Annotated in this window: 16 protein-coding genes; 15 read left to right on the plus strand and 1 reads right to left on the minus strand. The window is 29.6% G+C overall.

Annotated elements, in window-relative coordinates; all coding sequences use genetic code 11:
• The first annotated feature begins 25 nt into the window (after nt 1-25).
• The 5 genes from pyk (at nt 26) to T514_RS0113190 (ending at nt 7,821) form a co-directional block, all read left to right on the plus strand.
• Nucleotides 26-1,783, plus strand: a complete 1,758-nt coding sequence (pyk, locus tag T514_RS0113165) for a pyruvate kinase (protein ID WP_027625209.1) — start codon at nt 26-28, stop codon at nt 1,781-1,783.
• A gap of 123 nt (nt 1,784-1,906) precedes the next feature.
• The gene (locus tag T514_RS0113170; RefSeq protein WP_027625210.1) at nt 1,907-2,917 is read left to right on the plus strand and encodes an aldo/keto reductase; all 1,011 of its coding nucleotides are present in this window, start codon (nt 1,907-1,909) and stop codon (nt 2,915-2,917) included.
• A gap of 230 nt (nt 2,918-3,147) precedes the next feature.
• Nucleotides 3,148-4,524 carry a 23S rRNA (uracil(1939)-C(5))-methyltransferase RlmD gene (gene rlmD / locus T514_RS0113180; protein WP_027625211.1) on the plus strand — a complete coding sequence of 459 codons (1,377 nt, stop codon included), beginning with the start codon at nt 3,148-3,150 and terminating at the stop codon, nt 4,522-4,524.
• 302 nt (nt 4,525-4,826) lie between these two features.
• The gene (locus T514_RS0113185) at nt 4,827-5,768 is read left to right on the plus strand and encodes a Hachiman antiphage defense system protein HamA (protein ID WP_027625212.1); all 942 of its coding nucleotides are present in this window, start codon (nt 4,827-4,829) and stop codon (nt 5,766-5,768) included.
• Nucleotides 5,749-7,821: a DEAD/DEAH box helicase gene (locus tag T514_RS0113190; protein ID WP_027625213.1), complete on the plus strand. Its 2,073-nt coding sequence runs from the start codon at nt 5,749-5,751 to the stop codon at nt 7,819-7,821. The genes T514_RS0113185 and T514_RS0113190 overlap by 20 nt, the downstream gene beginning before the upstream one ends.
• A 63-nt stretch (nt 7,822-7,884) precedes the next feature.
• Here T514_RS0113190 and T514_RS0113195 read toward each other — a convergent pair whose 3' ends face one another.
• The gene (locus tag T514_RS0113195; RefSeq protein WP_027625214.1) at nt 7,885-8,100 is read right to left on the minus strand and encodes a helix-turn-helix transcriptional regulator; all 216 of its coding nucleotides are present in this window, start codon (nt 8,098-8,100) and stop codon (nt 7,885-7,887) included.
• 181 nt (nt 8,101-8,281) lie between these two features.
• Between T514_RS0113195 and T514_RS0113200 the strand changes: the two genes are divergently transcribed.
• The 10 genes from T514_RS0113200 to T514_RS24600 all read left to right on the plus strand — a co-directional run bounded on the left by T514_RS0113200 (nt 8,282) and on the right by T514_RS24600 (nt 24,157).
• Nucleotides 8,282-9,067 (plus strand): ParA family protein, encoded by a 786-nt coding sequence (locus T514_RS0113200; RefSeq protein ID WP_027625215.1) that lies wholly within the window; start codon nt 8,282-8,284, stop codon nt 9,065-9,067.
• Nucleotides 9,064-10,053: a ParB/RepB/Spo0J family partition protein gene (locus tag T514_RS0113205; RefSeq protein WP_027625216.1), complete on the plus strand. Its 990-nt coding sequence runs from the start codon at nt 9,064-9,066 to the stop codon at nt 10,051-10,053. Before T514_RS0113200 ends, T514_RS0113205 begins: the two co-directional genes overlap by 4 nt.
• Nucleotides 10,046-15,646, plus strand: coding sequence for an Eco57I restriction-modification methylase domain-containing protein (locus tag T514_RS24580; protein WP_242850600.1), 5,601 nt, complete (start codon nt 10,046-10,048; stop codon nt 15,644-15,646). The genes T514_RS0113205 and T514_RS24580 overlap by 8 nt, the downstream gene beginning before the upstream one ends.
• A gap of 156 nt (nt 15,647-15,802) precedes the next feature.
• Nucleotides 15,803-16,885: an AAA family ATPase gene (locus T514_RS24585; RefSeq protein ID WP_242850603.1), complete on the plus strand. Its 1,083-nt coding sequence runs from the start codon at nt 15,803-15,805 to the stop codon at nt 16,883-16,885.
• A gap of 170 nt (nt 16,886-17,055) precedes the next feature.
• Nucleotides 17,056-17,481, plus strand: coding sequence for a DUF6075 family protein (locus tag T514_RS0113220; RefSeq protein WP_242850601.1), 426 nt, complete (start codon nt 17,056-17,058; stop codon nt 17,479-17,481).
• Between the two features lie 307 nt (nt 17,482-17,788).
• Nucleotides 17,789-18,778, plus strand: coding sequence for a MobV family relaxase (gene mobV, locus T514_RS0113230; RefSeq protein ID WP_027625218.1), 990 nt, complete (start codon nt 17,789-17,791; stop codon nt 18,776-18,778).
• A 68-nt stretch (nt 18,779-18,846) separates the two neighbouring features.
• A complete protein-coding gene (locus tag T514_RS24590; protein ID WP_034869095.1) occupies nt 18,847-19,065 on the plus strand; it encodes a hypothetical protein in 219 nt (72 codons plus the stop codon).
• Nucleotides 19,058-22,186 (plus strand): N-6 DNA methylase, encoded by a 3,129-nt coding sequence (locus T514_RS27195; RefSeq protein ID WP_207640937.1) that lies wholly within the window; start codon nt 19,058-19,060, stop codon nt 22,184-22,186. Before T514_RS24590 ends, T514_RS27195 begins: the two co-directional genes overlap by 8 nt.
• Nucleotides 22,187-22,262: 76 nt before the next feature.
• Nucleotides 22,263-22,412 (plus strand): hypothetical protein, encoded by a 150-nt coding sequence (locus T514_RS26660; RefSeq protein ID WP_156939912.1) that lies wholly within the window; start codon nt 22,263-22,265, stop codon nt 22,410-22,412.
• Nucleotides 22,413-22,537: 125 nt separating this feature from the next.
• Nucleotides 22,538-24,157 carry a recombinase family protein gene (locus T514_RS24600; RefSeq protein ID WP_034869754.1) on the plus strand — a complete coding sequence of 540 codons (1,620 nt, stop codon included), beginning with the start codon at nt 22,538-22,540 and terminating at the stop codon, nt 24,155-24,157.
• The last annotated feature ends 33 nt before the right edge of the window (nt 24,158-24,190 follow it).

The following is a 24,190-nucleotide window of genomic DNA, read 5'->3' on the forward strand; positions in this document are numbered from 1 at the left end:
CTTTAGATAAGAGGAGGGTGTTTTTATGCAAAAAACTAAAATGGTTTTTACAATTGGACCATCTAGTGATAATGAAGAGGTACTAAGTGAATTAATAAAATCAGGAATGAGTGCTTCAAGACATAATTTTTCTCATGGAACTCATGAAGAACATAAAGTAAGAATAGAATTAGTGAGAAAATTAAGCAATAAATTTAATAAGCAAGTAGCCATAATATTAGATACTAAAGGACCAGAGATAAGAACTGGAAATTTTCAAAATGGTAAAGTAGAATTAGCAGAAGGAAACAAGTTTACAATATATTGTGGGGAAGAAGTAGTAGGTGATGAAACAAAGTGTTCAATAACTTATGATAGGCTTGCAGAAGATATAAAACCAGGAAATATGATACTTATAGATGACGGACTTGTAGGACTAGAAGTGCAAGAAGTTGAAGAAAATAAAATACATTGCATTGTTAAAAATAGTGGTTCTATAGGAAATCATAAAGGTGTAAATGTACCTGGTGTTGTTACATCATTACCATCATTAACAGAAAAGGATAAAGAAGATTTAAAATTTGGATGTGAAGTAGGAGTAGATATAATTGCTGCTTCATTTATAAGAAGAGCATCCGATGTTTTAGCTATAAGAAAAGTCTTGGAAAAAAATGGTGGTAATGACATTCAAATATTCTCAAAGATAGAAAATCATCAAGGTGTAGAAAATATTGATGAAATAATAAGATTTTCTGATGGAATAATGGTAGCAAGAGGAGATATGGGAGTAGAAATTCCTATAGAACAGGTACCACTAATTCAGAAAATGATTATAGAAAAATGTAATAAGGCGGGAAAAGCAGTTATTACAGCTACTCAAATGCTTGACTCAATGATCAGAAATCCAAGACCAACAAGAGCTGAAGCATCGGATATAGCTAATGCTATATTTGATGGAACAGATGCTATAATGCTAAGTGGAGAAACAGCAGGAGGAAAATATCCAGTAGAAGCTGCTAGAACTATGGCAAGAATAGCTACAGCAGCAGAAGCTAAAATTCAATATGAAGCTATTTTAAATAAGAAGAGAGAAGCACATGTAATGAATGTAGCTAATGCCATAAGTATCGCAACATGTACTACTGCGGCAGAATTAAATGCTTCAGCTATAATTACAGCTACTCAAAGTGGATATACAGCCAAAATGGTTTCTAAATATAGACCTGGTTGTCCAGTAATTGCAGTAACTCCAAGTAAAAGCGTTGCAAGAAAATTAGCTTTAAACTGGGGAGTGTTTCCTATATTGACTAAGGCAGTAGAATCTACAGATGAACTTATTGAAACTTCTGTTGAAATGGCTCTAGAATCAGGATATGTAAATAAGGGAGATTTAGTAGTTATTGCAGCTGGAATACCTGTTAGTTATTCAGGAACTACTAACATGCTTAAAGTTCATGTAGTAGGAGATATTTTGGTACAGGGAAGAGGATCTGGAATAAATCATGGTTATGGAACAATAAAGGTTGCAAATAGTCCAAAAGAAGCAAATGAAATTGTGGAAAAGGGAGATATTCTAGTAATTAAGAATTCAGATATAGAATATATCTGTGCATTAGATAGAGTAGGGGGAGTAATAACAGAAAAGGGAGGATTAACTTCTCACTTAGCTATAGAATGTATTACTCAAGAAATACCATTCATTTGTAGTGCAGGTGGAGCGATGGAAGTATTAAAAAGTGGTTCTTACGTAACTATGGATGTAAAAAGAGGAATTGTATATAATGGAAGAGTTACTATTCCATAAATAGATTCATAAGATTAAGATAAAAAAATAAAAGGATGTCTATTAGACATCCTTTTAATATTTGACAATAAAAAAAGCTAAATATAAAATTGTATTAAAACATGGGGAAAGGAGAGGGTAGTATTGGAATATAAAACACTTGGGAAATCTGGATTAAAAGTATCAATAATAGGGTTTGGAGGAATACCTATTCAAAAAACTAATGAGGAAGAAGTAAAAAATCTTCTAATAAGATGTGAAGAAAAGGGAATAAATTTTATTGATACTGCTAGAGGATATACAGTATCAGAAGAGTACATAGGATATGCTATGGAAGGCAGAAGAAAAAAATGGATTATAGCTACAAAATCCATGGCAAGAGATAAAGAATCAATGATAAAAGATGTTGAAAAGAGTTTAGCAAATTTAAGAACAGATTATATAGATCTATATCAGCTTCATAATGTAAAGACTAAAGAAGATTATGATAAAGTTTTAAGTGAAGATGGGGCTTATAATGCTTTGTTAGAAATGAAAGAAAAAGGTAAGATAGGGCATATAGGTATTACATCACATAGCTTGGATATACTTAATATAGCTATAGAAACAGGAAAATTTGAAAGTATAATGTACCCTTATAATTTAGTTGAAAATCAAGGAGAGAAGTTGTTTAATAGGGCAAAGGAATTAGATATAGGTGTTATTGCTATGAAGCCTATGGCTGGAGGAGCACTAACAGATGGTAAACTAGCTCTTAAATACATTTTACAGAACAGCAATGTTACAACTGCTATTCCGGGAATGGCTACCTTTGAAGAAATAGAGGAAAATAGTAAAGTAGGAGAAAATATAAGTACTCTTACAGAAGATGAGAGAAATAAGATTATAGAAATATCTAGGGAATTGGGAACTGAATTTTGTAGAAGATGTGGATATTGTGGGCCATGTCCTAAAGGGATAGATATACCAGGTATATTAATATTAAAAGCTTATAAAGAGAAGTATGGATTAAAGGATTGGGCAGAACAAAGATACTTTAGCATAAAGAGTAGAGCAAAGGATTGTGTGGAATGTGGCAGCTGCGAGAAAAAATGTCCTTATGATCTTCCAATAAGAAAAATGCTTAAAAAAGTAAGGACATGTTTCGATGAATAATATATAATATTTTTATTTTTACGTATATTATATAAATATATGGATATAATAGAATGATGATGAAAATAAGGATAACTGATTCTTACTAGCACCTTTTATAGGTGCAATTTTTTTGAAAAAATATATTGATAAATATAATAAAGTAAGTATATTATTATTGCAATGGTATTCTCTTTACTATACCATAGTACATGTGTTATATACAAAATATTTATTAAAAGGTGATAGTTATGATGAAAAATATTCCGGTAGAAAAAAATAAAGATTACATTATTGATATAAGTGGCATGGGTAGTGAAGGTGAAGGTGTAGGTAAAATAGAAAACTTTACAGTATTTATTCCTCATGCAATAAAGGGAGAAAGATGTAAAGTAAAAATAGTAAAAGTAAATAAAAATTTTGCTTTTGGAAAATTAGTAGAAGTGGTAGAACCTTCTTTAAATAGAACAGAAGCTGTTTGTTCAATATATAATAGATGTGGTGGGTGCCAGATACAGCACATGTCCTATAAGGAACAACTAGGATTTAAAAGGCAACAGGTAAAAGACGTTATAAATAGAATAGGAAAGATAGATGTAGAAGTAGAACCTGTCATAGGTATGGAAAATCCATATAGATACAGAAATAAGGTTCAACTGCCTATAGGAAAAGAAAATGGTGAAGTGAAAATAGGTTTTTATGCTCAGAGAAGTCACCAAATTATTGATATAAGTACCTGCTATATACAGGATGAAATAGGAGATAAGGTTATTGCTTTAACAAAGGAATGGATAAAGAAGTATAATATTGAACCTTATAATGAGGAGATACATAAAGGAAGTATAAGACATATAATGATAAGAAGAGCTTTTAAAACTGGTGAAGTTATGGTAGTTATAGTTACAAAAACTGATGAACTGCCTTATAAAGAAGAGTTTGTTAATATTATGGTTCAAAACATACCTGGATTAAAAAGCATTATGCAGAATGTAAATAATAAAAAAACTAATGTAATAATGGGAGAAAAAAATATTACTCTTTGGGGAAAAGATACTATAGTAGATTATATAGGAAAGTTTAAATTTAATATATCTCCATTATCGTTTTTTCAAGTAAATCCTATTCAAACAGATATACTATATAGCAAGGCATTAGAGTATGCTGATTTAAAAGGGCAAGAAATAGTATTTGATGCTTACTGTGGAACAGGAACAATTTCATTATTTTTATCCCAGAAAGCAAAAAAAGTATATGGAGTAGAAATTATAAAAGAAGCTATAGATAATGCAAAAGTAAATGCTAAGGAAAATGGTATCCATAACGCAGAATTTATAGTAGGAAAATCAGAGGAAGTAATTCCGGAGCTTATTAATAAAGGAATAAAAGCCGATGTAGTAGTGGTTGATCCACCAAGAAAAGGTTGTGAAAAATATCTTTTAGAAGAGATAGCTAAAATAAATCCAAAAAGAATAGTATATGTATCCTGCGATCCAGCAACTCTTGCTAGAGATTTGGGAATTCTAAAGGAGCTAGGATATAAAACGGAAAAGGTACAGCCGGTGGATATGTTTCCGCAAACTGGCCACGTGGAGTGTGTAGTAGGAATACGTCGCAAGGATTCCTTATAATCATTGAATTTACTCACTTTGCAAGCTTTTATAACTTTAACACAAATGGTGATGATTTTAAAAATAAAGAAGTTATTCAGGGTGTTAGAGTAAGAGTGGGGATTTGATATGGTGTAAGTAGATATGTAAAGTAAATAATAAAAAAGGCTATAGAGTTGATGAAATAATCAATTTTATAGTCCTTTTTGTATTTAAAAGAAATAATGTGACTGTTTTATAAAGGAATATAATGGGTTTTGTAGAATAATATAATATTGTAAATATTTATAAAATATATTGGTATAAACTAGAAAGGGTTAATAATGGTTTCTACAAAAACACAAGTATTCAATGATTTTACAGTTTTTATACATAATGAACAAACGACTTTTTTGCATATAGATATGAAAGATTCATATAATTTCTATAGAGGCTTATTTGATTATTTCTTTAATGAGAGTAGATTATTAAGATATGCTGAAAATAAAATGAATTTAAAATTTGAACCAACTATTAAAAATTATGTTACATTGTTTAAACTTTTAAGATTATATATTGATGAGCATAATATTGAACGAATTCCAGCAGAAATAGAAAGTGAAGTTATAAGAATTCTAAAGGAAGAATATGAGATTGATGATACTGGTGATGGATATCTTAAAGTAAGATTAGATAAAATGGGAAAAATAGGTGAATATATATTTTGTAATTTACTATCAGAGTATTTTAAGTTTGATTGTATAATTCCTAAAGTACTTTTAACTACAGATCCTAATATGAATGTTTATGGAATTGATACACTATTTTACTCTCGTGAAAAGGATATGATTCTTTTAGGAGAGTCAAAGCTAAGTAAATCATTATCAAATGGAACTGGATTAATTAATGAATCTTTAAAGACTTATGAGCAGCAAGTTAGAGATGAATTTGTGTTAATGCTAAGTAATAGGTTTTTAAGAAATAATATGGGCATATTCGGAGAAATTTATGCCGATACTATAGAATTAAGTCTTTCAGTTGAAGATTTTATAAAAAAGGCGAGTGTAAAAAATATAGGAATCCCTATTTTTATAGCACATGGTGAAGATACAACACCAGATGATATATTTGAAAAACTTAATAAAATAAAAACAAAGAACATTTTAGGATTAAATACAAGTTATATAATTGTTTCTTTGCCAATTATAAATAAAAGTAAAATGATAGGAGTATTTACTCAAGCTATAGCGGAAAGGATGGCAGACTATGAAGCTAAATCAAAATAGTGTTGATCCTCAAAAGTTAAGAGAGTTTTATATACGATCATTATCTGATTCATCAAATCCTACCCAAAAAGCTAGAGAACTTGCTGATAATTTATTTGCATTAGATTTGACAGTCTATTCTAATGATTATACGTTGGATTCAATTATTTATTCTGCATTTGCAAAATCGCAGCTTGATGATGAAATATCTTTGCATCCAGAACAAATTGAAATTATTGAAAAAATAAAAGAGAATGATGCGTTAATAGTAAGTGCACCAACAAGCTTTGGGAAAACATTTTGTGTCTTTGAATATATAGCTCGGTATATGCCTAATAATATTGTTCTAATTGTTCCAACTTTAGCTTTAATAGAAGAATATATAAAAAAAATAATAAAAAAGTATCATAGATTGTTTTCAAAATATAAAATTCATACACACATTGATGAAGAAAAAAAATATGATTTCGAGCAAAAAAATATATTTGTTATCACCCACGACAGAGTTGTTCAAGAAAGCGCATATAAAATGATTGAGCAAATTGACTTTTTAGTTATTGATGAAGTATATAAACTTGAAAGTGACGAAAAAAATGATAGGGTTTTAGTCTTGAATATGGCATATTATCATTTAGCACAAAAAGCTAAAAAATATGTCTTATTAGCACCTTTTATAAAATCAGTAGAAGATATTGAACAACTTGACAAAAAGCCAGTATTTTACAATACATTATATTCCCCGGTTGTAAATGATGTAAAAACTATTAAGATATTAAGACATGAAGATAGATATGTTGAGTGTCAACGTTTATTAAAAGAAGTTATAACAGACAAAAAGACATTAATATATTTCCCTACAGTAACAGGAATATATAAATATGTAAATGAATTTGTTTCTAAAGAGCCTATTATTAATGATATTGACGAATCTGCAAAATACTTTTTGGAATGGGCAAGAGATGAAATTCATGAGGATTGGTGTGTTATCAAAGCAATGGAGAGAGGGTATCTTATACACAATGGACAGATACCAATTGGTACAAGAATGTTTCAATTAGATTTTTATGAAAGTAGTTCGATTTTCAATAGACTATTGTGTACTTCAACTTTGCTTGAAGGTGTAAATACTACAGCTCAAAGTATAATAATTACAAAACCATCTAGGATGTCAGATAGAAATGATAATAATTCGGATTTTTCAGCTTTCGATTTTTATAACTTAGTTGGTAGAACAGGAAGGCTTAATAAACATTTTGTAGGAACTGCATATTATTTAAAGGCACCGACTGATCCAGAATATAATAAAATTGATGCAATAAAAAGTATAAAATTTGAATTGACAGATGAAAGTAAAGATATAGACATTCAAAAAGGTAATATAATGGAACATCCAGATGTAATAGCTTTTCTTGAAGAGTTGGGAATTACAATAGATGATTACCTTACTAACATAGGCAGTAAACATAGGTTTGAAACTGTGAAAGCAATTTATTACAGATATAAAGAGAAAAAATATGAAATTTTAAGAGAGTTATTAGCGTTTTTAAACAACGAAAGGTATGGGAGATTAAATTTAATTAAGCATTTGTATTATGTTGCTGAAGGAAAGAATGATAACTATAGAGCTAATATTATAAACAACCTTTTAAATAGGAGTAGACCTAAAATTAAAACAATAGTCGATAATACCAAAAAATACTTTAAAAGTAAAGATATAGATAACGTAATATCAACTACGATAAATATGAAAATGAGTTATATCGAGCACAATTTTTATACAAAGGTGATATTAATTAAATACTTTATGGAACTGGAATTAACCAATAAGTCTATAATAGAGGTTTTAAATAATAAAGTAATTAATACAATTGAGTATCTTTATTTTTCAACTTCAAAACAAAAGAAAATGTTACTTGATTTGGGAGTATATGAAAGAGATGTTGAATATATAATTAAAATTATCGGAGATGATTTTGAAGATACATTTGAACTCAAGAAAAGATTGGAAAAATATTTCGATATGCTTCAAGGAATAGGATTCGTATCAAGATATGTGATTAAGAATATTTTTTAATATTTAAAGTAAGGGCATAAAAAGACTATAAAAACTTAAACATAACTTATAGCCTTTATATAATTAAATTTTTTCCCCATCCTCAAAAATAAAATATCCTTCAAACCTGCATCCAAGAGCTTCAGCAATTTGCTGGAGCTCTTTTTCTGAGAAATTATCACGTGATAGTTTATTGGATAAATTTTGATTAGTTGTTCCAATTAATCTTGCCAGCTCCGATATAGTAATATTTTTTCTTTTTATTAAAATACGAATTTTTTCACCCATAGTTAATTGCATGTGATTCACCATCCTTAAATTTAAATATACACTTTTTAATGTGAATTTTCAATAATAATAAAAATAATTGATAAAAACAAAAGATTCTTCTTGAATAATTACATTTATAAGTGTAATATTAAATTAAATAGTGTGAATTAGAAAAACAGGAAAAATAAATTTATAAAGGTGGATGGTAAAAATGTGTAAAAGTAAAGTAATTTCTATCGTGAATCAAAAAGGAGGTGTAGCGAAAACCGTAACAACTTTAAACTTAGGATATGCATTAGCAGAAATGGGAAAGAAGGTATTGCTTATAGATTTCGATCCGCAGAGCAGCTTAACAGTATGCTTTGGTTATGATAATACGGACAGTATAAAAACAACAATATATAATCTTATGGCACTGGCTATTGAGGAAAAAAACTTACCTAAAAAGGAAGAGTATATTATTTCAACAGGAAACATTGATATTATTCCTTGTAGCTTAGAGTTATCAGCAATTGAAATAGCCCTTGTTAATGTTATGAGCAGAGAATTGGTTTTAAAATCTATAGTTGATGAAGTGAAAACTGATTATGATTACGTTATTATTGATTGTTCTCCATCACTTGGAATGCTTACTATAAATGCTCTTGCAGCTTGTGATAGTGTTATTATTCCTGTTACTCCTCAATATCTTTCAGCTAAAGGATTGGAGTTACTTCTTAGGAATATTATAAGAGTTAAAAAGAGAATAAATCCTAATATTGAGGTTGATGGGATACTTCTTACAATGTATGCAGAAAGAATGAAGTTATCAAAGGAAGTGTTAGCAATAATTCAGGATGCTTATGGAAGCAGAATAAATATTTTTCAGAATAAGATACCAACTTCAGTTAAGGTTGGCGAGGCTAATATGAAAAGTAAGAGTACCATAGAATATGATTCTAAAAATAAAGTATCCATTGCATATAGAGAATTTGCTAAGGAGGTGGCTGCAATATGAGTGAGAGAAAGTTAATGAGCTTAGATGATATGTTTGGAGATATCTCATCTGAAAAAGAAACTAATTCAGGAATAGCAGAGATTGAAATAGAAAAACTTGTGCCTTTTAGTAATCACCCTTTTAAGCTGTATGAAGGTGAAAGATTAAATGATATGATAGAAAGTATTAAGGAGTTTGGAGTTATAGTACCTATAGTTATAAGACCTATAGGTACAAGCTATCAGATCCTATCTGGTCACAATAGAGTAAATGCTGCAAAACTTGCAGGAATACTTAAAGTACCAGCAGTTATTAAGGAAGGACTTACTGAAGATGAAGCTACTTTAATTGTTACTGAAACAAATACAATGCAAAGATCATTTTCAGATTTACTTCATTCAGAAAGAGCTGCAATTATTTTTACAAGGCACAAAGCTATGGCTAATCAAGGAATTAGAAATGACCTATTAAATGAGATAGAAAGACTTTCTAAATCCAATGAAATCAAGGAAGATGCAACCTTTTCCCCATTGGGGAAAAAGTTAAGAACCCACGAAGAAATAGGTGAAACTTATAAACTTTCTAAAAATTCTATAGCAAGATATTTAAGAATCTTCAAGTTAATAGATGAAATAAAAGAATTTATAGATAAAGAGGAAATATCTATAAGAGCAGGTGTAGATTTATCATATTTATCAGAAGAACATCAAAATATGATTGTAGAAATTACAACAGAAAATAATTATAAATTAGACATGAAAAAAGCCGAAGTACTTAGGGATTATTCAGAGAAAGGGAAACTGAATGAAGAAACAGCTTATTCAATTCTTTCAGGAGAACTTAACAAGAAAACAAAATCAAATAAACCTACTGCTATAAAATTGAAGCCAAAATTGATAAGCAAATATTTTGCACCAGAAGTTAAACAGCCAGAGATTGAAGAGATTATTGATAAGGCTTTAAAACTATATTTTGAAACACAGGGGAAGGAGGTACTTGATGAGTAGAATAACAGAGGTAAGAGAAATCTACGAAAAAGTAACAAGAATAGTTACAAGCAATAAAAAGGAGTGGAAAGAGTTCTTAGACTTTGCAGCAAAAATTTATAAATATAACTTTGATAATGCAGTTTTAATTTATGCTCAAAGACCTGATTCAACAATGGTTGCTACTATGGAAATTTGGAATAAAAAAATAGGAAGATATGTAAACAGGGGAACAAGAAGCATAGCAGTCTTTGATACCTCAATGCCAACTCTTAAGTTAACCTATTTATTTGATATTAAAGACACTAATGGAGAACCTCATACCATTCCTAAGCTATGGAAGTTAAGTGATGCTATTTGTGAAAAACTTTTAGAAAGTATAAATGAAAAATATGAGTTAAATTGTAGTTCTATTGAAGAATTGATATTACAGCTTACAGATATTAAGGTTAATGAAAGCTTTGATAATATTTTAGAAGGCTATGAACAGGATATTAAAGAAACGTGGCTTGAAAGTTTACCAGAAGAAGGGTTTATAAGTTGTTTTACTCAAACTATTCTTGAAAGTATAAATTACATGGTGGGAAAAAGATGTGGAATAGAAGCTTCAAACTTTTACAATGAAAATAGCTTTAGAGTAATAAATCATTTTAATATGCTGCCATTAACTTTTAGACTTGGAAATTCTGTATGCAATATATCTCAGCAAATTCTTAGAGAATTTGAAAGTGAAATAGTAAAAATAATAAGAGAGCAAAGGAGCGAAAAAAGTTATGAAAGAGAACTTAAACTTAAGTTACAAGGAGATAGACGGAATATTTTATCCAGAGATACAAATATCCAAGGACAAGGAAGTGGATCAGAAACCCTTAGGGAAGTACGGACAGATGGCAATGAATTATCTAAAGGAGAATCATCACAGCAGATACAGCTTACTTCTAGCACAAGGGGAACTGATGGAGAAAATGCATCAGGTGAACGAGGAAGCTTATCAGAGGCTGGAAGTATTAATGGAGCAAATGCTGAAAACAGATCCAATAATGAATCCAGAGAATACAACGGAGAGCTTCAAGCACAGGAAGAGAATAAAGGAAATAGCAGAGGAGATAGTTCTTCACGAAATAGTGTACAAAGTGAGATAAAGCAAATAGATATTTTTGAGTCACAAAAAAGTGGCTCTTTTTTAATGCCTGAAAATATTAATGAAACAATTAAAACTGAAAAAATAAACAATAATAAGCAAGAAAAAAGTGAAACTACTAATATTGAAGATATTCAAGATAAAATCTATGAACAGGTTATTTATAAAATAAAAGCACTAAATACTGATTATCATAAAAGCTTAGAATTTGATGAAACTCTAGAAAAGAATCTTTACTCAAAGACTTTGCAAAATATATCAAACTTTATTACAAGTCAAATAGCATTAGAAGAAGTAAATATAGGAAGTAAGTTAGAAAATATTCAAAATGCAATTAATAACATAATAAAGGATATTAGCTTTAATGATATGGAGATTAATGCAGCTGTAAATAAAATAAACTCCTTAATAAATACAGAAGGTAGCGTTACAAATAAAAATTCAACTTGGGAAGATTATAAAAATAAAGCCATAGAAAATTATGAAACTAATATTTTAGGGTGGCTAAATAACAATGAAGTTAATAGAAAATCTGAATCTAAAGAAAAAACAAATGCAAAAGAAAAAGATGAGAAAATAAACTACAGCTATAGTCCAGAAGATGAAATTGGAGTTGGAGGACTTAAAACTAAATTTAGAAACAATATAGAAGCTATTAAAGCTTTAAAGGTTATTGAAGAAGAAAATAGATTGGCAACACCAGAAGAACAAAAAATACTTGCTAAATACGTAGGATGGGGAGGTATGGCTCAAGCCTTTGATATTAATAGTACAGGATGGAATAGTGAATATACAGAGCTAAAGGCACTACTTACTCCTGAGGAATATGTATCTGCAAGAGCGTCTACACCTAATGCTCATTACACTTCACCTACAGTAATTGAAGGAATTTATAAGGCGCTTGAAAGCTTTGGGGTTAAAACAGGAAATATATTAGAACCTTCCATGGGAGTTGGAAATTTCTTTTCTATGCTTCCAGACAGCATGAAAGATTCTAAGCTATATGGAGTGGAGCTTGATGATATTTCAGGAAGAATAGCAAAGCAGCTCTATCAAAAGGCGAATATTAAAATACAAGGCTTTGAAGAAAATAACTATCCAGATAATTTCTTTGATGTTGCTATAGGTAATGTTCCCTTTGGAGATTATAAACTTCATGATCCTAAATATGATAAATATAATTTTTTAATACACGATTACTTTTTTGCTAAAGCTTTAGATAAAGTAAGACCAGGTGGAATTATAGCTTTTATAACTTCTAAAGGTACTATGGATAAAGAAAACAATAGTGTAAGAAAGTATATTGCAGAAAGAGCAGAACTAATTGGAGCTATAAGACTTCCTAATACTGCCTTTAAATCAAATGCCAATACAGATGTTACAGCGGATATTATATTTCTTCAAAAGAGAGAAAGGCTACAGGTTGTAGAAGAAAATTGGCTTCATGTTGCAAAAACAGAAGATGGAGTGCCTATAAATGAATATTTTCTTGATAATCCAGAAATGCTTCTTGGAAAGATGGTTTTTGACCAGAGAATGTTTGGTGAAGGCAGTAAATACACAACCTTAGTTAATGATGATGAAAATTTTGATTTAAGTGAAGCTTTAGCTAAAGCAGTTCAAAATCTAAATGCTAATATAGTAAGTTTTGAAAGAGAAGAAGATACTGCGAAAGATTTTATTCCTGCTGATCCTAATGTTAGAAATTATACCTATACCTTTATAGATAACCAGCTTTATTATAGAGAAAATGCTGTAATGAGAAAGATTGAAGCTTCAGGAAAGATTTTAGAGAGAATAAAGGGACTTCATGCTATAAGGGAAATCACTAGAGAAATAATAGATATTCAAACAAATGGATGCACCCAAGAAGAGTTAAAAGAAAAGCAGGAAATATTGAATAAAAGGTATGATACATTTGTTAAAAATTATGGATATATAACAGCAAGAACTAATAATACAGCATTTAGAGATGACAATGATTATCCTCTCTTATGTTCTCTTGAAGCAGTAGATGAAAACAAAAATGTTACTAAAGCTGATATGTTTACTAAACAAACTATAAGGTCTCAGATAAAGATAACAGAAGTTGATACAGCCATTGAAGCTCTTACTGTAAGTCTAAATGAAAAAGGAACAGTAGACTTATCGCTAATGTTAGAAATTTATGATAGCACAAGAGAGAACATTATAAATGAACTTAAGGGTTTAATATTCTTAAATCCTGAAAAATATAATAAAGATGATTTACTTCAAGGCTGGGAAACTCAAGATGAATATTTAAGCGGTAATGTAAGGCAGAAATTAAAATTGGCAAAGCTTTATGCTGAAACTAATCCAGAGCTTTTTACACAAAATGTAGAAGCCTTAGAAAAAGTTCAGCCAGTAAATTTAGAGGCTAGTGAAATTGACATAAGGCTTGGAACAACATGGATTGAAGAAGGAGATATAGAAAAATTTATTTATGAAACCTTAGGAACTCCTAAGTATGCACAAAACTCAGGTTCTCGTTATAGCAGCAATGAAATAAAAGTTCATTATAATAATTTTAATGCATCTTGGGTTATTGAAAACAAAGGTATAGATGGTTATTCCGTGGCAGCAACAGAAACCTTTGGAACTAAAAGGCTTAATGCTTACTATATTGTTGAAGAAACTTTAAACCTTAGAACAGTTACTGTAAAAGACAGAATAGAAGAAGGCGATACTGTAAGATATGTAATTAATCAAAAGGAAACTATGCTTGCTAGAGAAAAACAAAATCAGATTAAGGAAGAATTTAAGAACTGGATATTCAGAGATCCTGACAGAAGAAAGAAGTATGTTGAATTCTATAATGAAAACTTTAATAACATAAGGCTTAGAGAGTATGATGGGAGTCATTTAACTTTCCCTGGAATGAATCCAGATATTAAACTTAGACAGCATCAAGTAAATGCTATAGCTAGAATTTTATATGGTGGAAGTACCCTTCTTGCTCATTGTGTTGGTGCTGGAAAGAGCTTTGAAATGATAGCAAGTGCAATGGAGCTTAAAAGACTAGGGCTTTCTAAGAAAAACATATTTGTAGTGCCTAATCATTTAACAGAGCAGATGGGAGCAGAATTTTTAAGATTATATCCATCAGCTAATATTTTAGTTACTACAAAGAAAGACTTTGAAAAGCAAAACAGAAGAAGGTTTGTAAGTAGAATTGCTACAGGCGCTTATGATGCAATAATTATAGGTCATACGCAATTTGAAAAAATACCAATTTCAAAGGAAAGACAAGAAAGAATGTTAAACTATCAAATTGAGCAAATGACCTATGCCATAGAAGCTACTAAAAGAGAGCGAGGAGAAAACTGGTCTATAAAGCAGATGGAGAAATTTAAAAAGAGTTTAGAGAGTGAACTTAAAAAACTTCTTGATGAATCAAGAAAGGATGATGTTATAAACTTTGAAGAGCTTGGTATTGACACTATGTTTGTAGATGAAGCACATTATTATAAAAACTGTGCAGTATTTTCTAAAATGAGAAATGTGGCTGGAATATCCAATACAAGAGCTAAAAAAGCCAGTGATATGCTTATGAAATGCCAATATATCCATGAGATAAATGAAGGCAGGGGAGTAATATTTGCTACAGGAACTCCTATTTCAAATTCTATGACAGAAATGTATGTAATGCAAAGATATCTTCAAAATCATGAACTGGAAAGGCGAGGAATACAGCATTTTGATGCTTGGGCAGCTAGCTTTGGTGAAGTGGTTTCCTCATTAGAACTTGCTCCAGAAGGTACAGGTTATAGGTTTAGAAGCAGGTTTTCAAAGTTTACAAACCTTCCAGAGCTTATGACCTTATTTAAAAATATAGCAGATGTTCAAACTTCAGATATGTTAAAGCTTCCAGTGCCAAAACTTAAAGATGATAAATATATTTTAGTATCTTCAGAGCCAAGTGAGTTTATAAAACATGAAATGGAAAACTATGTTGAAAGAGCTGAAAGAATTAGAAATGGCATGGTTGATCCTTCTGTAGATAATATGCTTAAGATAACTAATGAAGCAAGACTTTTGGGAACTGATCCAAGGCTTATCAATAAAGAAGCAATAAATGAGACAGATTCAAAGGTTAATAAGTGCATTGAAAATATTTATGAAGAATATAAAAAATCAGAAAGTATAAAAGGAACTCAAATAGTATTTTGTGATGTTGGAACGCCTAATTCAGATGGGCGTTTTTCTGTTTATGATTCAATTAAAGCAGAACTAATAAATAAAGGAATTCCTGAAAATGAAATATGTTTTATCCACGATGCTAAAAATGAAATACAACGTGAAGAAATATTTTCTGATATGAGGTCCGGAAATAAAAGAATAATTATAGGAAGTACACCTAAAATGGGAACTGGAACTAATATTCAAGACAGACTAATTGCACTTCATCATTTAGATTGTCCCTATAGGCCAAGTGAAGTAGGACAGACTTAAAGGGCAATTAATAAAAAGGTAGTTTAAAATGAGTAATATCAATCAATTACAGAGAATAAAACAGAGCTATACAATATTCAAACTCTCAAGAGGAAAATTTAATCTCTTGGGAGTTTTTATATAAAGAAATTTTCTGGAGGTGGAATTGTGGGAATAATGGAAAAAGAAAATATGAAAGAGGAAGTGCTAAAGCTAAATGTAATTGATGGCAAGACACTTCTGGAAATGGAGGTGAAACCACTTAAATATGTAATTTCTAAAATAATGCCAACAGGACTACATATTCTTGCAGGTAGCCCTAAAATCGGTAAGTCATGGCTTGCCCTATGGATTTGTAATCAAATATCTAAAGGCGAAAAAGTTTGGGACTTTGAAACAATAAAAAGCTCTACACTATATTTATCCTTGGAGGATACAATTGAAAGAATACATTTTAGACTATCGCATATTACAGAAGAAGGTTCAGAGCAATCATTTTATTCAACAGAAGCAAAAGAACTGTCAAAAGGTTTAGAAGTGCAGATTGAAAACTTTTTAAAGGAATATCCTGATACTTCATTGATTACTATTGATACTTTTCAAAGGATAAGAGATAACTCAAATGATAAGAATGCTTATGCCAGTGACTATGATGAAGTTAGAAAACTAAAGGTAATTGCAGACACTCATGATATAGCAATACTTTTAGTTCATCATCTTAGAAAAATGCAAGATAGTGACCCAGTAAATATGGTTTCAGGTTCAACAGGTATTATTGGTGCAGTTGATGGTATTTATATTCTTGAAAAAGAAAGCCGTACAGAAAACAAGGCAAAACTTCACATCACAGGGAGAGATATAGAAGATATGCTTTTATCCATTGAATTTGACAAGGAAGAAAGTGTATGGAAATTAATTTCTTATGGAGATAATTCTAATACTTCAAAGGAAGAGCCTATTCTAACTGCATTAAAAAAGCTTATTACTGAAAAGAAAATTTTTCAGGGAACTTCCAAGGAACTGCTCGCAGAGTTAAAGAAGATAGATACTTCTATTACTGTAAAACCTAATGTTTTGGCAAGAATACTTAATTCAAATAAGGAGTTATTGAAAAATAAAAAAGCTATAAATTATCAATCAAAGAAAATAAATGGAATTAAATTGGTATGTTTTACAAGTTTGGGTGTCGATAGTGTCGATGGTGCCGATAATTTTCTATGTATGGGTAATGAAGAAAAAATAGAAAATATCGACCCTTAACTCAAAATTTTATAGAGGATATATTAGGGTGTCGATATTTTAAAGTAGTGGTACATGTAAAAATATCGACTTTACCGACCCCATCGACACCCTAAAATAAAATTATTGGATATTGAGAATAAATATTTTCTTCAATATCTTTTTTTATTATCAAATAACAGGAGGAATTAATGATGAGATATTTTCAAAATGAAAAACATAAAAATAATGTAATTAATTTTTTAAAGAAGGAAAGACGTATTTATAAAGATGGAGAAATAGATTGCTATTATATGCCTGTGGCTTATTTATTATTATCTACTCAAAATAATCTATATAAAAAAACAAGTCAGTATATGAGTAGTGATGGAATTGATTTTGAAACTATGATGAAAGAACAGGATTTCTCAAGTGGTGAATCAAAACTTGTAAGACTTGCTGCTAATCTTTTTAATGGTTCAATGGAAGTATCACCATCAGAATTTATTTATTGTTTAGATGAAGATAATTTTGAATTGGCAATACAATCCATATATTTTAGACGTTATGGTTGCCACATAGAAAACTTGCTACAAGTTGAAAACAATATGGAAAATGATGATGAATTGGAACTATAAAATTGTTAAGTGATAGTAGTATCATTTAACAATTTTAGGGAGTACAGAGGGCAGCGCCCTTTGTTGCCGTCTGCAAAGACCACACACTTTGGAACAAAGTATAGTGTGTTATACTCGTCAATGACGAGAGCCTGATTTGCAAGATATTTTAGGTTTAAAAATAAAATTTGAAAGAGCAAATCAGGCAAAAAACACAAGGGAAATTCTTCAAAAAAGAATTTTCCTTGTGTTTTTTATAGTCAGTGATGAGTATATGAAGACTCCAGAGACATTCTAAAAAAAATATTGAGAAAGAAGATGATTTGTTATGTATGCAATATTAAGATTTGCTAAACATAAGGGAGGACCTGCAAAGCCACTACAAAAGCATCATGAAAGAGAAAAAGAAGCTTATAACAGTAATCCTGATATTGATATAAATAGAAGTTCTAATAATTATCACATTATTAAGTGTGAAAAATCATATTATTATGAAATTCAAAGCAGAATAGAAAATGCTAAGTGTAAGGTTAGAAGTGATAGCGTAAAGTTTGTGGATACCTTTGTTGGAGCTTCACCACAGTTTTTTAAAGATAAATCAGATGTTGAAATAAGAGAGTATTTTGAAAGGGCTGTAAACTTTCTAAAAGAACGTATAGGAGAAGAAAATATATTTTCAGCAGTAGTACATTTAGATGAAAAAACACCTCATATGCACCTATGTTTTGTACCATTAACTCAAGATAAAAGATTAAGTGCAAAAGATGTTTTAGGGAATAGGGTAAAAATGACTAAATGGCAAGATGATTTCTTTGAATGTATGCATTCAAGATGGAATGAATTTGAAAGGGGAGAACCTGCAATTGAAACTAAAAGAAAGCATATTCCAGTAAGACTATTCAAACAAGCTACAAGTCTTAATGCTCAAATGGAAGAAATAAGGAATATTATGAAAGATATTAATGTATTTAATGCAGGAAAAAAGAAAACAAAGGTTATACAGCTACTTGAAAAATGGTATCCTAAAGCTATTTCCTTTAATAAATCTATGGAGCAACTTGTTAAAGAAAAAGATGTTTTAATGGGAGAAGTTAAAGCTGCTAAAAAAGATTTGGAAAATATGAAAAAAGACTTTAATAAGGAAAGGTCAAAGCAATTAGAACTTATAAACAAATTAAGATACACCAATGAAGATTTAGCACAGGCTTATGAAGCTAATCAAGAATTTATTGAGTTTATTCCAGAGAATCTAAGGCGACAACTTTTTAATAAATTTAATGAAAATAAGCAGAAACAAGAATGGGAAAATGAAATATAGTTTGAGATATGTATGCTATTGACATACATATCTCGTTATGATACAATTTTTTAGAAGGGGGAGTGTGTATGCCCGAACGGTACTCTTTTCGTTTTCATAAAGATGATAATAGTTTAATTGAATTTGCTGAGAAACAAACGAATTTTACTGATACTATAAGATATCTTATACAAAAAGAAATATATGAAAACGGAATAAGAAATCTTCAAGAACATATACCTACTACAAGGGATGATGAATATTTTAAAAAGATAAAAAATGAGCATGGAGGTGATAGTCATGAGTGAAGAATTGTTTCAACGTAATTTAATTAATAGTCCTTATAAGATAGGAAATTGGAATTTCTATAACATTGGAGCAACTTCTATTAAGTCTTTGAAAGAAAGTGGCATTATTGAAAATATTGACTATGCCGACATTGAAAATAGAAAACCTGATGGATTAATTGTATCAAATAGTAAGAAAGTAATTGCAGTAATAGAAAATAAGAAACCATCTGAGTTTAATACTGATAAAAAACGAAATAAAGCAATTAAACAGGCTTTAGAAGTATCAAAGGTTTTAAATGCAAAAATTGCTATTGTTACGGATACGGTTCAAACAATTTGGCTTAATGGAATTAATGGTGAAGAAATATTAGATGAAGATGGAAATGTAATTTCAACCATATTTGACTATAGTAGTCCAGAGGTATTAAAATTATTGATTAAAATGGAAGAATGCATAAATATAAATAATTCTCAAATTATATCAGCCGAGCTTAGGAATCCCACACCTTTAGCTAAACAAATATGGCAGGATATTTGGGCAGTAAGTGGAGCTACTCCGGAAAACTGTTTGTATACTTTCGTAGAAATTTTTATTTTCAAATATCTTAGTGATTTGAATGTTTTAAAAGGATTACATAATTTTGATACACTTATTGAAATGTATAAAACAAATAAAGAAGATGAAGTTTTAGAATTTTATGCAAAGACTATTCGTATTAAAATTAAAGAATTATTTCCTAAAAATGACAAAGATAACACAACTATCATAAATGGTACAATTTTTGTTAGTAAAGATGATAAAGCTATTGAGGGGTATAGTGGCGTTTTCAAAAAAATCCTATTTAGATTTAAAAATTATGGTAAACTTGAGAAAATTGATTATGATTTTAAAAGCAAGCTGTTTGAAAGCTTTTTAAAAGAAAGTATTAGCAAAAAAAATTGGGGTCAATTTTTTACACCATTAAAGGTTGTTAAACCAATGGTTAAAATGGCAGATATTAAAGAAGGAATGTCAGTTTGTGACCCAGCTTGTGGTGTAGGTAAATTTTTGTTGGAAGCAATTTTACCACAAATTAAAAGATATTATTCGGTTGATAGAAATGGTAAGCTAACTTCTAAAATAACACTGCATGGTTTTGATAAAGGATTCGATAGAGAAGAACAAAAAACTATTATATTAGCAAAAGCAAATATGCTGATATATTTTTCAGATCTTATTAAGGAACATATTGAATCCACAAAGGATTTTGCTAAGCTTTTTAATGATACATTTACTCTCAAAACAAATTCTATATTAGGCACTTTACGTGACCCAGTAGAAAATGAATATGATTTAATATTAACTAATCCTCCTTATGTAACAAGTGGTAGCAGTAATTTAAAAGATGAAATTAAAAAAGACACCATTTTAGAGGCTTATTATAAAACAAATGGATTAGGGGTAGAAGGTCTATTTATGGAATGGATAGTAAAAGCTTTAAAACCTAATGGAAAAGCTTTTGTTGTAATCCCAGATGGTATTTTAAATAGGCAGAATGATACTAATTTAAGAAAATTCATACTTGAAAATTGTTATGTTGATGCACTTATTTCATTGCCTTTGAATACATTTTTTACTACAAATAAGAAGACGTATATTATTGCACTAACTAAGAAAAATGCTATTAGTGATATACAAACAGAACCAGTATTTTCTTATTTAGTAAGTGATATAGGAGAAACATTGGATATAAACAGATTTGAAACTGGAGAAAATCAGTTAGAGACAGCTGTAAATTTATTTAATCAATTTAAAGGAGCAAAAACGTTCTTTGAATCAAAAGATTTACGTTGTAAAATATTTAATATTGATGAATTTATCAATACTGTTGAAAAAGGATGGATTATTGATAGATGGTGGTCAGAAGAAGAAAAAATAAAATTAGGAATAATTGAAAAAATGCCATCAATGACGATGTCTGATTTTAGTAATTTTATTGGTGATATTGCAAATGAAATTACAGAGTATCAGTCTATCTTCAAAGAATTGGATGAAAAAAAAAACGATAACTTAGTAGATATAAAAACTTTTAAATTATATGAATTGTTTGACGTAGTAAAAGGATATTCAAAGTATACCAAAAGTTATGGTAATGCTCATAAGGGAAGTTTTCCTGTTTATTCAGCATCAAATTTAGCACCTTTAACATATATAGATACTTATGATTTTGATGGTAATTATTTAACATGGGCGACTAATGGTTTTGCAGGATATATGAAAGTTATCAATGGTAAATTTTCAGCCAATGGAGATAGGGGAGTCCTTATTCCTCGTTTTACAGATATTGATTTAGGTTATGTTAAACTTATTCTTGAACCAATTTTAAGAGAACTTGCAAAAGGAAGAAAGGGTGAAGATGGTAAAGATGAGTTTACTAAATTGTATCCTTCAATGATAAAAGATATAGAAATTGAAATGCCTATGATAATTGGAACTGATAGTTTTTGTGAAAAAACACAAAAACAATATGTAAAACGTAGTTCAGTAGAATTAGAATTTAAAGATAAAATTAGAAAATTTAAAGAAACAATTAATAATTTTAATTTTATCCATTCAGATATATCTAAATCAGTTACTATTAAAATTAAGGATTTGTTTTATATTTTTAAAGGAAAATCAATTTATACACACAAGTATTTTGTAAATAATATTGGTGAATATCCTGTGTATTCTTCTCAAACAAAAAATAATGGAGAAATCGCAAAAATAAGTACTTTTGATTTTGATACCGAATGCATAACTTGGACTACTGACGGAGTTTATGCAGGTACAGTTTTTTATAGAAAAGGAAAGTTTAGTATGACTACACATTGTGGAGCATTAATCTTAAAAGAGGAATATAAAGAAACTATTGATATATATTATGTTTATGCATATCTTTCTTCAATTTTGAGGAAACATGCAGATGGAGAGCAAAATAAGCGAGTAACAGTAAACATAATAAAAAATATAGAAATTATTATACCAATAAATGAAAGTGGGTTACCTAACATTGAAGAGCAAAGAAAATATGCAAAGCAATATCAGAGTTTAGAAAGTGTAAAAAACGAGCTTTTGAATAAAGTAGATGAAATACTAAATGTTAATATTATTTTTTAAATAATAAAAAAGAGTCTTAGGTTGAAATTAACCAAAGACTTTTTTTATGCATTTTTACGCTGAAAGGAGAAATTTTATGACACAAAATAAGAATATACAGCCACAGAAGGGTTCAAAGGTAGTTAAGACTAAGATAGTAGTTAAACCTTATTATAAAGGCAATAAAAGCCTTATAGATGCATTTACAGAGGTTATTATAAAAAACATAGAAAAGAAAATGGGATAGCAGCTTTAAGATTGAAAGTCTTTTAGCTGTTTTTTATTTGTCTTGAAATTCTAAAGAGAACGGCGCTATACTAAAAATAGAATATTGTATGGTCTGTTGTCTTTGAACGAAAAGGAGGATTTTTAATGGTAAGGCAACAGAAAGATTATAATACAGCAGTTTATTGCAGACTTTCAAAAGATGATGGAAAACTTACAGAGAGTTCAAGTATACAAACACAAAAAGAAATGTTGACACAATATGTAAGACAGCAAGGGTGGAAATTAGCAGGTATATATGTTGATGATGGCTTTTCAGGACTGGATTTTGATAGACCAGATTTTAAGAGAATGCTTGAGGATATTGACAATGGAAAGATTAATTGTGTAGTAACTAAAGACCTTTCAAGGCTTGGTAGGAATTATCTTGAAGCAGGGGCATATCTTGAAGTATATTTTCCAGAGCGTGGAGTAAGATATATAGCTTTAAATGATGGAGTGGATACTTTAGATGCTATTAATAATGATTTAGCACCATTTAAAAATATTCTAAATGAAATGTATGCTCGTGATGTTTCAAGAAAAGTAAAATCAGCTAAGAAAACAAGGTTTATGCAAGGAATGTTTTTAGGAACTTCTGCTCCCTATGGCTATAAGAAAAGTCCTAAAAATAAGCATTTACTAATAATTGATGAAGAAGTAGCTCCTGTTGTAAGACGTATATTTGCTCTTGCTAAACAAGGATTTGGAATCGCAAGAATAAGGCAAGTATTAACAGATGAAAAAATAATGCGTCCAGGCGCATACAGTGAAATAAGTTATGATAGATATTTTGCTGGCAATGAAGATAAACGTTATATTTGGAGTAATAACTCAGTTAGAGATATTCTTAGAAATCCAGTATATGCAGGACATCTTGCAGGATATAAAAGACCTGCCATATCAATGAAAAATCAGAAAAGACCCTGTAGGCAACCAGAAGAATGGGTTATTATTGAAAATACGCATGAACCTATTATTTCAAAAGAAGATTTTGAATTAGTACAAAGACTAATAAAAAGTAGAAGGGTCAATACTTCTACGGGTTATGATAATATATTTTCAGGACTTGTAAAATGTGCTGATTGTGGCTATGCTATGCGTACAAGCTCTGCTAATAGAAGGAAAAGACCTGAACCTATTGATAATGTAGGATACTTTTGTAATAACTATGGTATTTATGGTAAGAAAGCTTGTACACAACATTGGATTGAAGCAAGGGATTTACATTCGGTTGTATTAGAAGATATTAAAAAACACGCAAGACTTGCCATAAAAGATAACGGAAAACTTATAAAAAAAATATCTGAGAAAATTAGCACACAAAATAAATTAGAACTTTCTAATCTTTTGAAAGAACAAAAATTGTATAAAACAAGGCTTGCAGAAATTGATAAAATTTTTACACAACTTTATGAAGATAGAGCGACTAAAAAGATAAGTGATAGAAATTTTACAGTAATGACAGAAAAATATGAAACAGAACAAACTAATCTTGATGAAAAAATAAAACATATCGAAAACAAGTTATCTGAAAGTCAGAAATCCATTGAAGATACAAAATCATGGGTTAATCTTATAAAACAATATGCTGACACAATAGAGCTTGATGCATCAATGCTAAATGAGCTTATTGAAAAGATAACCATATCAGAACCTGAAATTATTGACGGTGAGAGACTTCAAACCGTTAGTATCTATTACAGATTCGTAGGTTGCATTGAATAACCTATGACTGTTCTTTAAATCTGTTCCACTGAT

This window comes from Clostridium lundense DSM 17049 (genome assembly GCF_000619945.1).
Taxonomy (GTDB): Bacteria; Bacillota; Clostridia; order Clostridiales; family Clostridiaceae; genus Clostridium_AO; species Clostridium_AO lundense.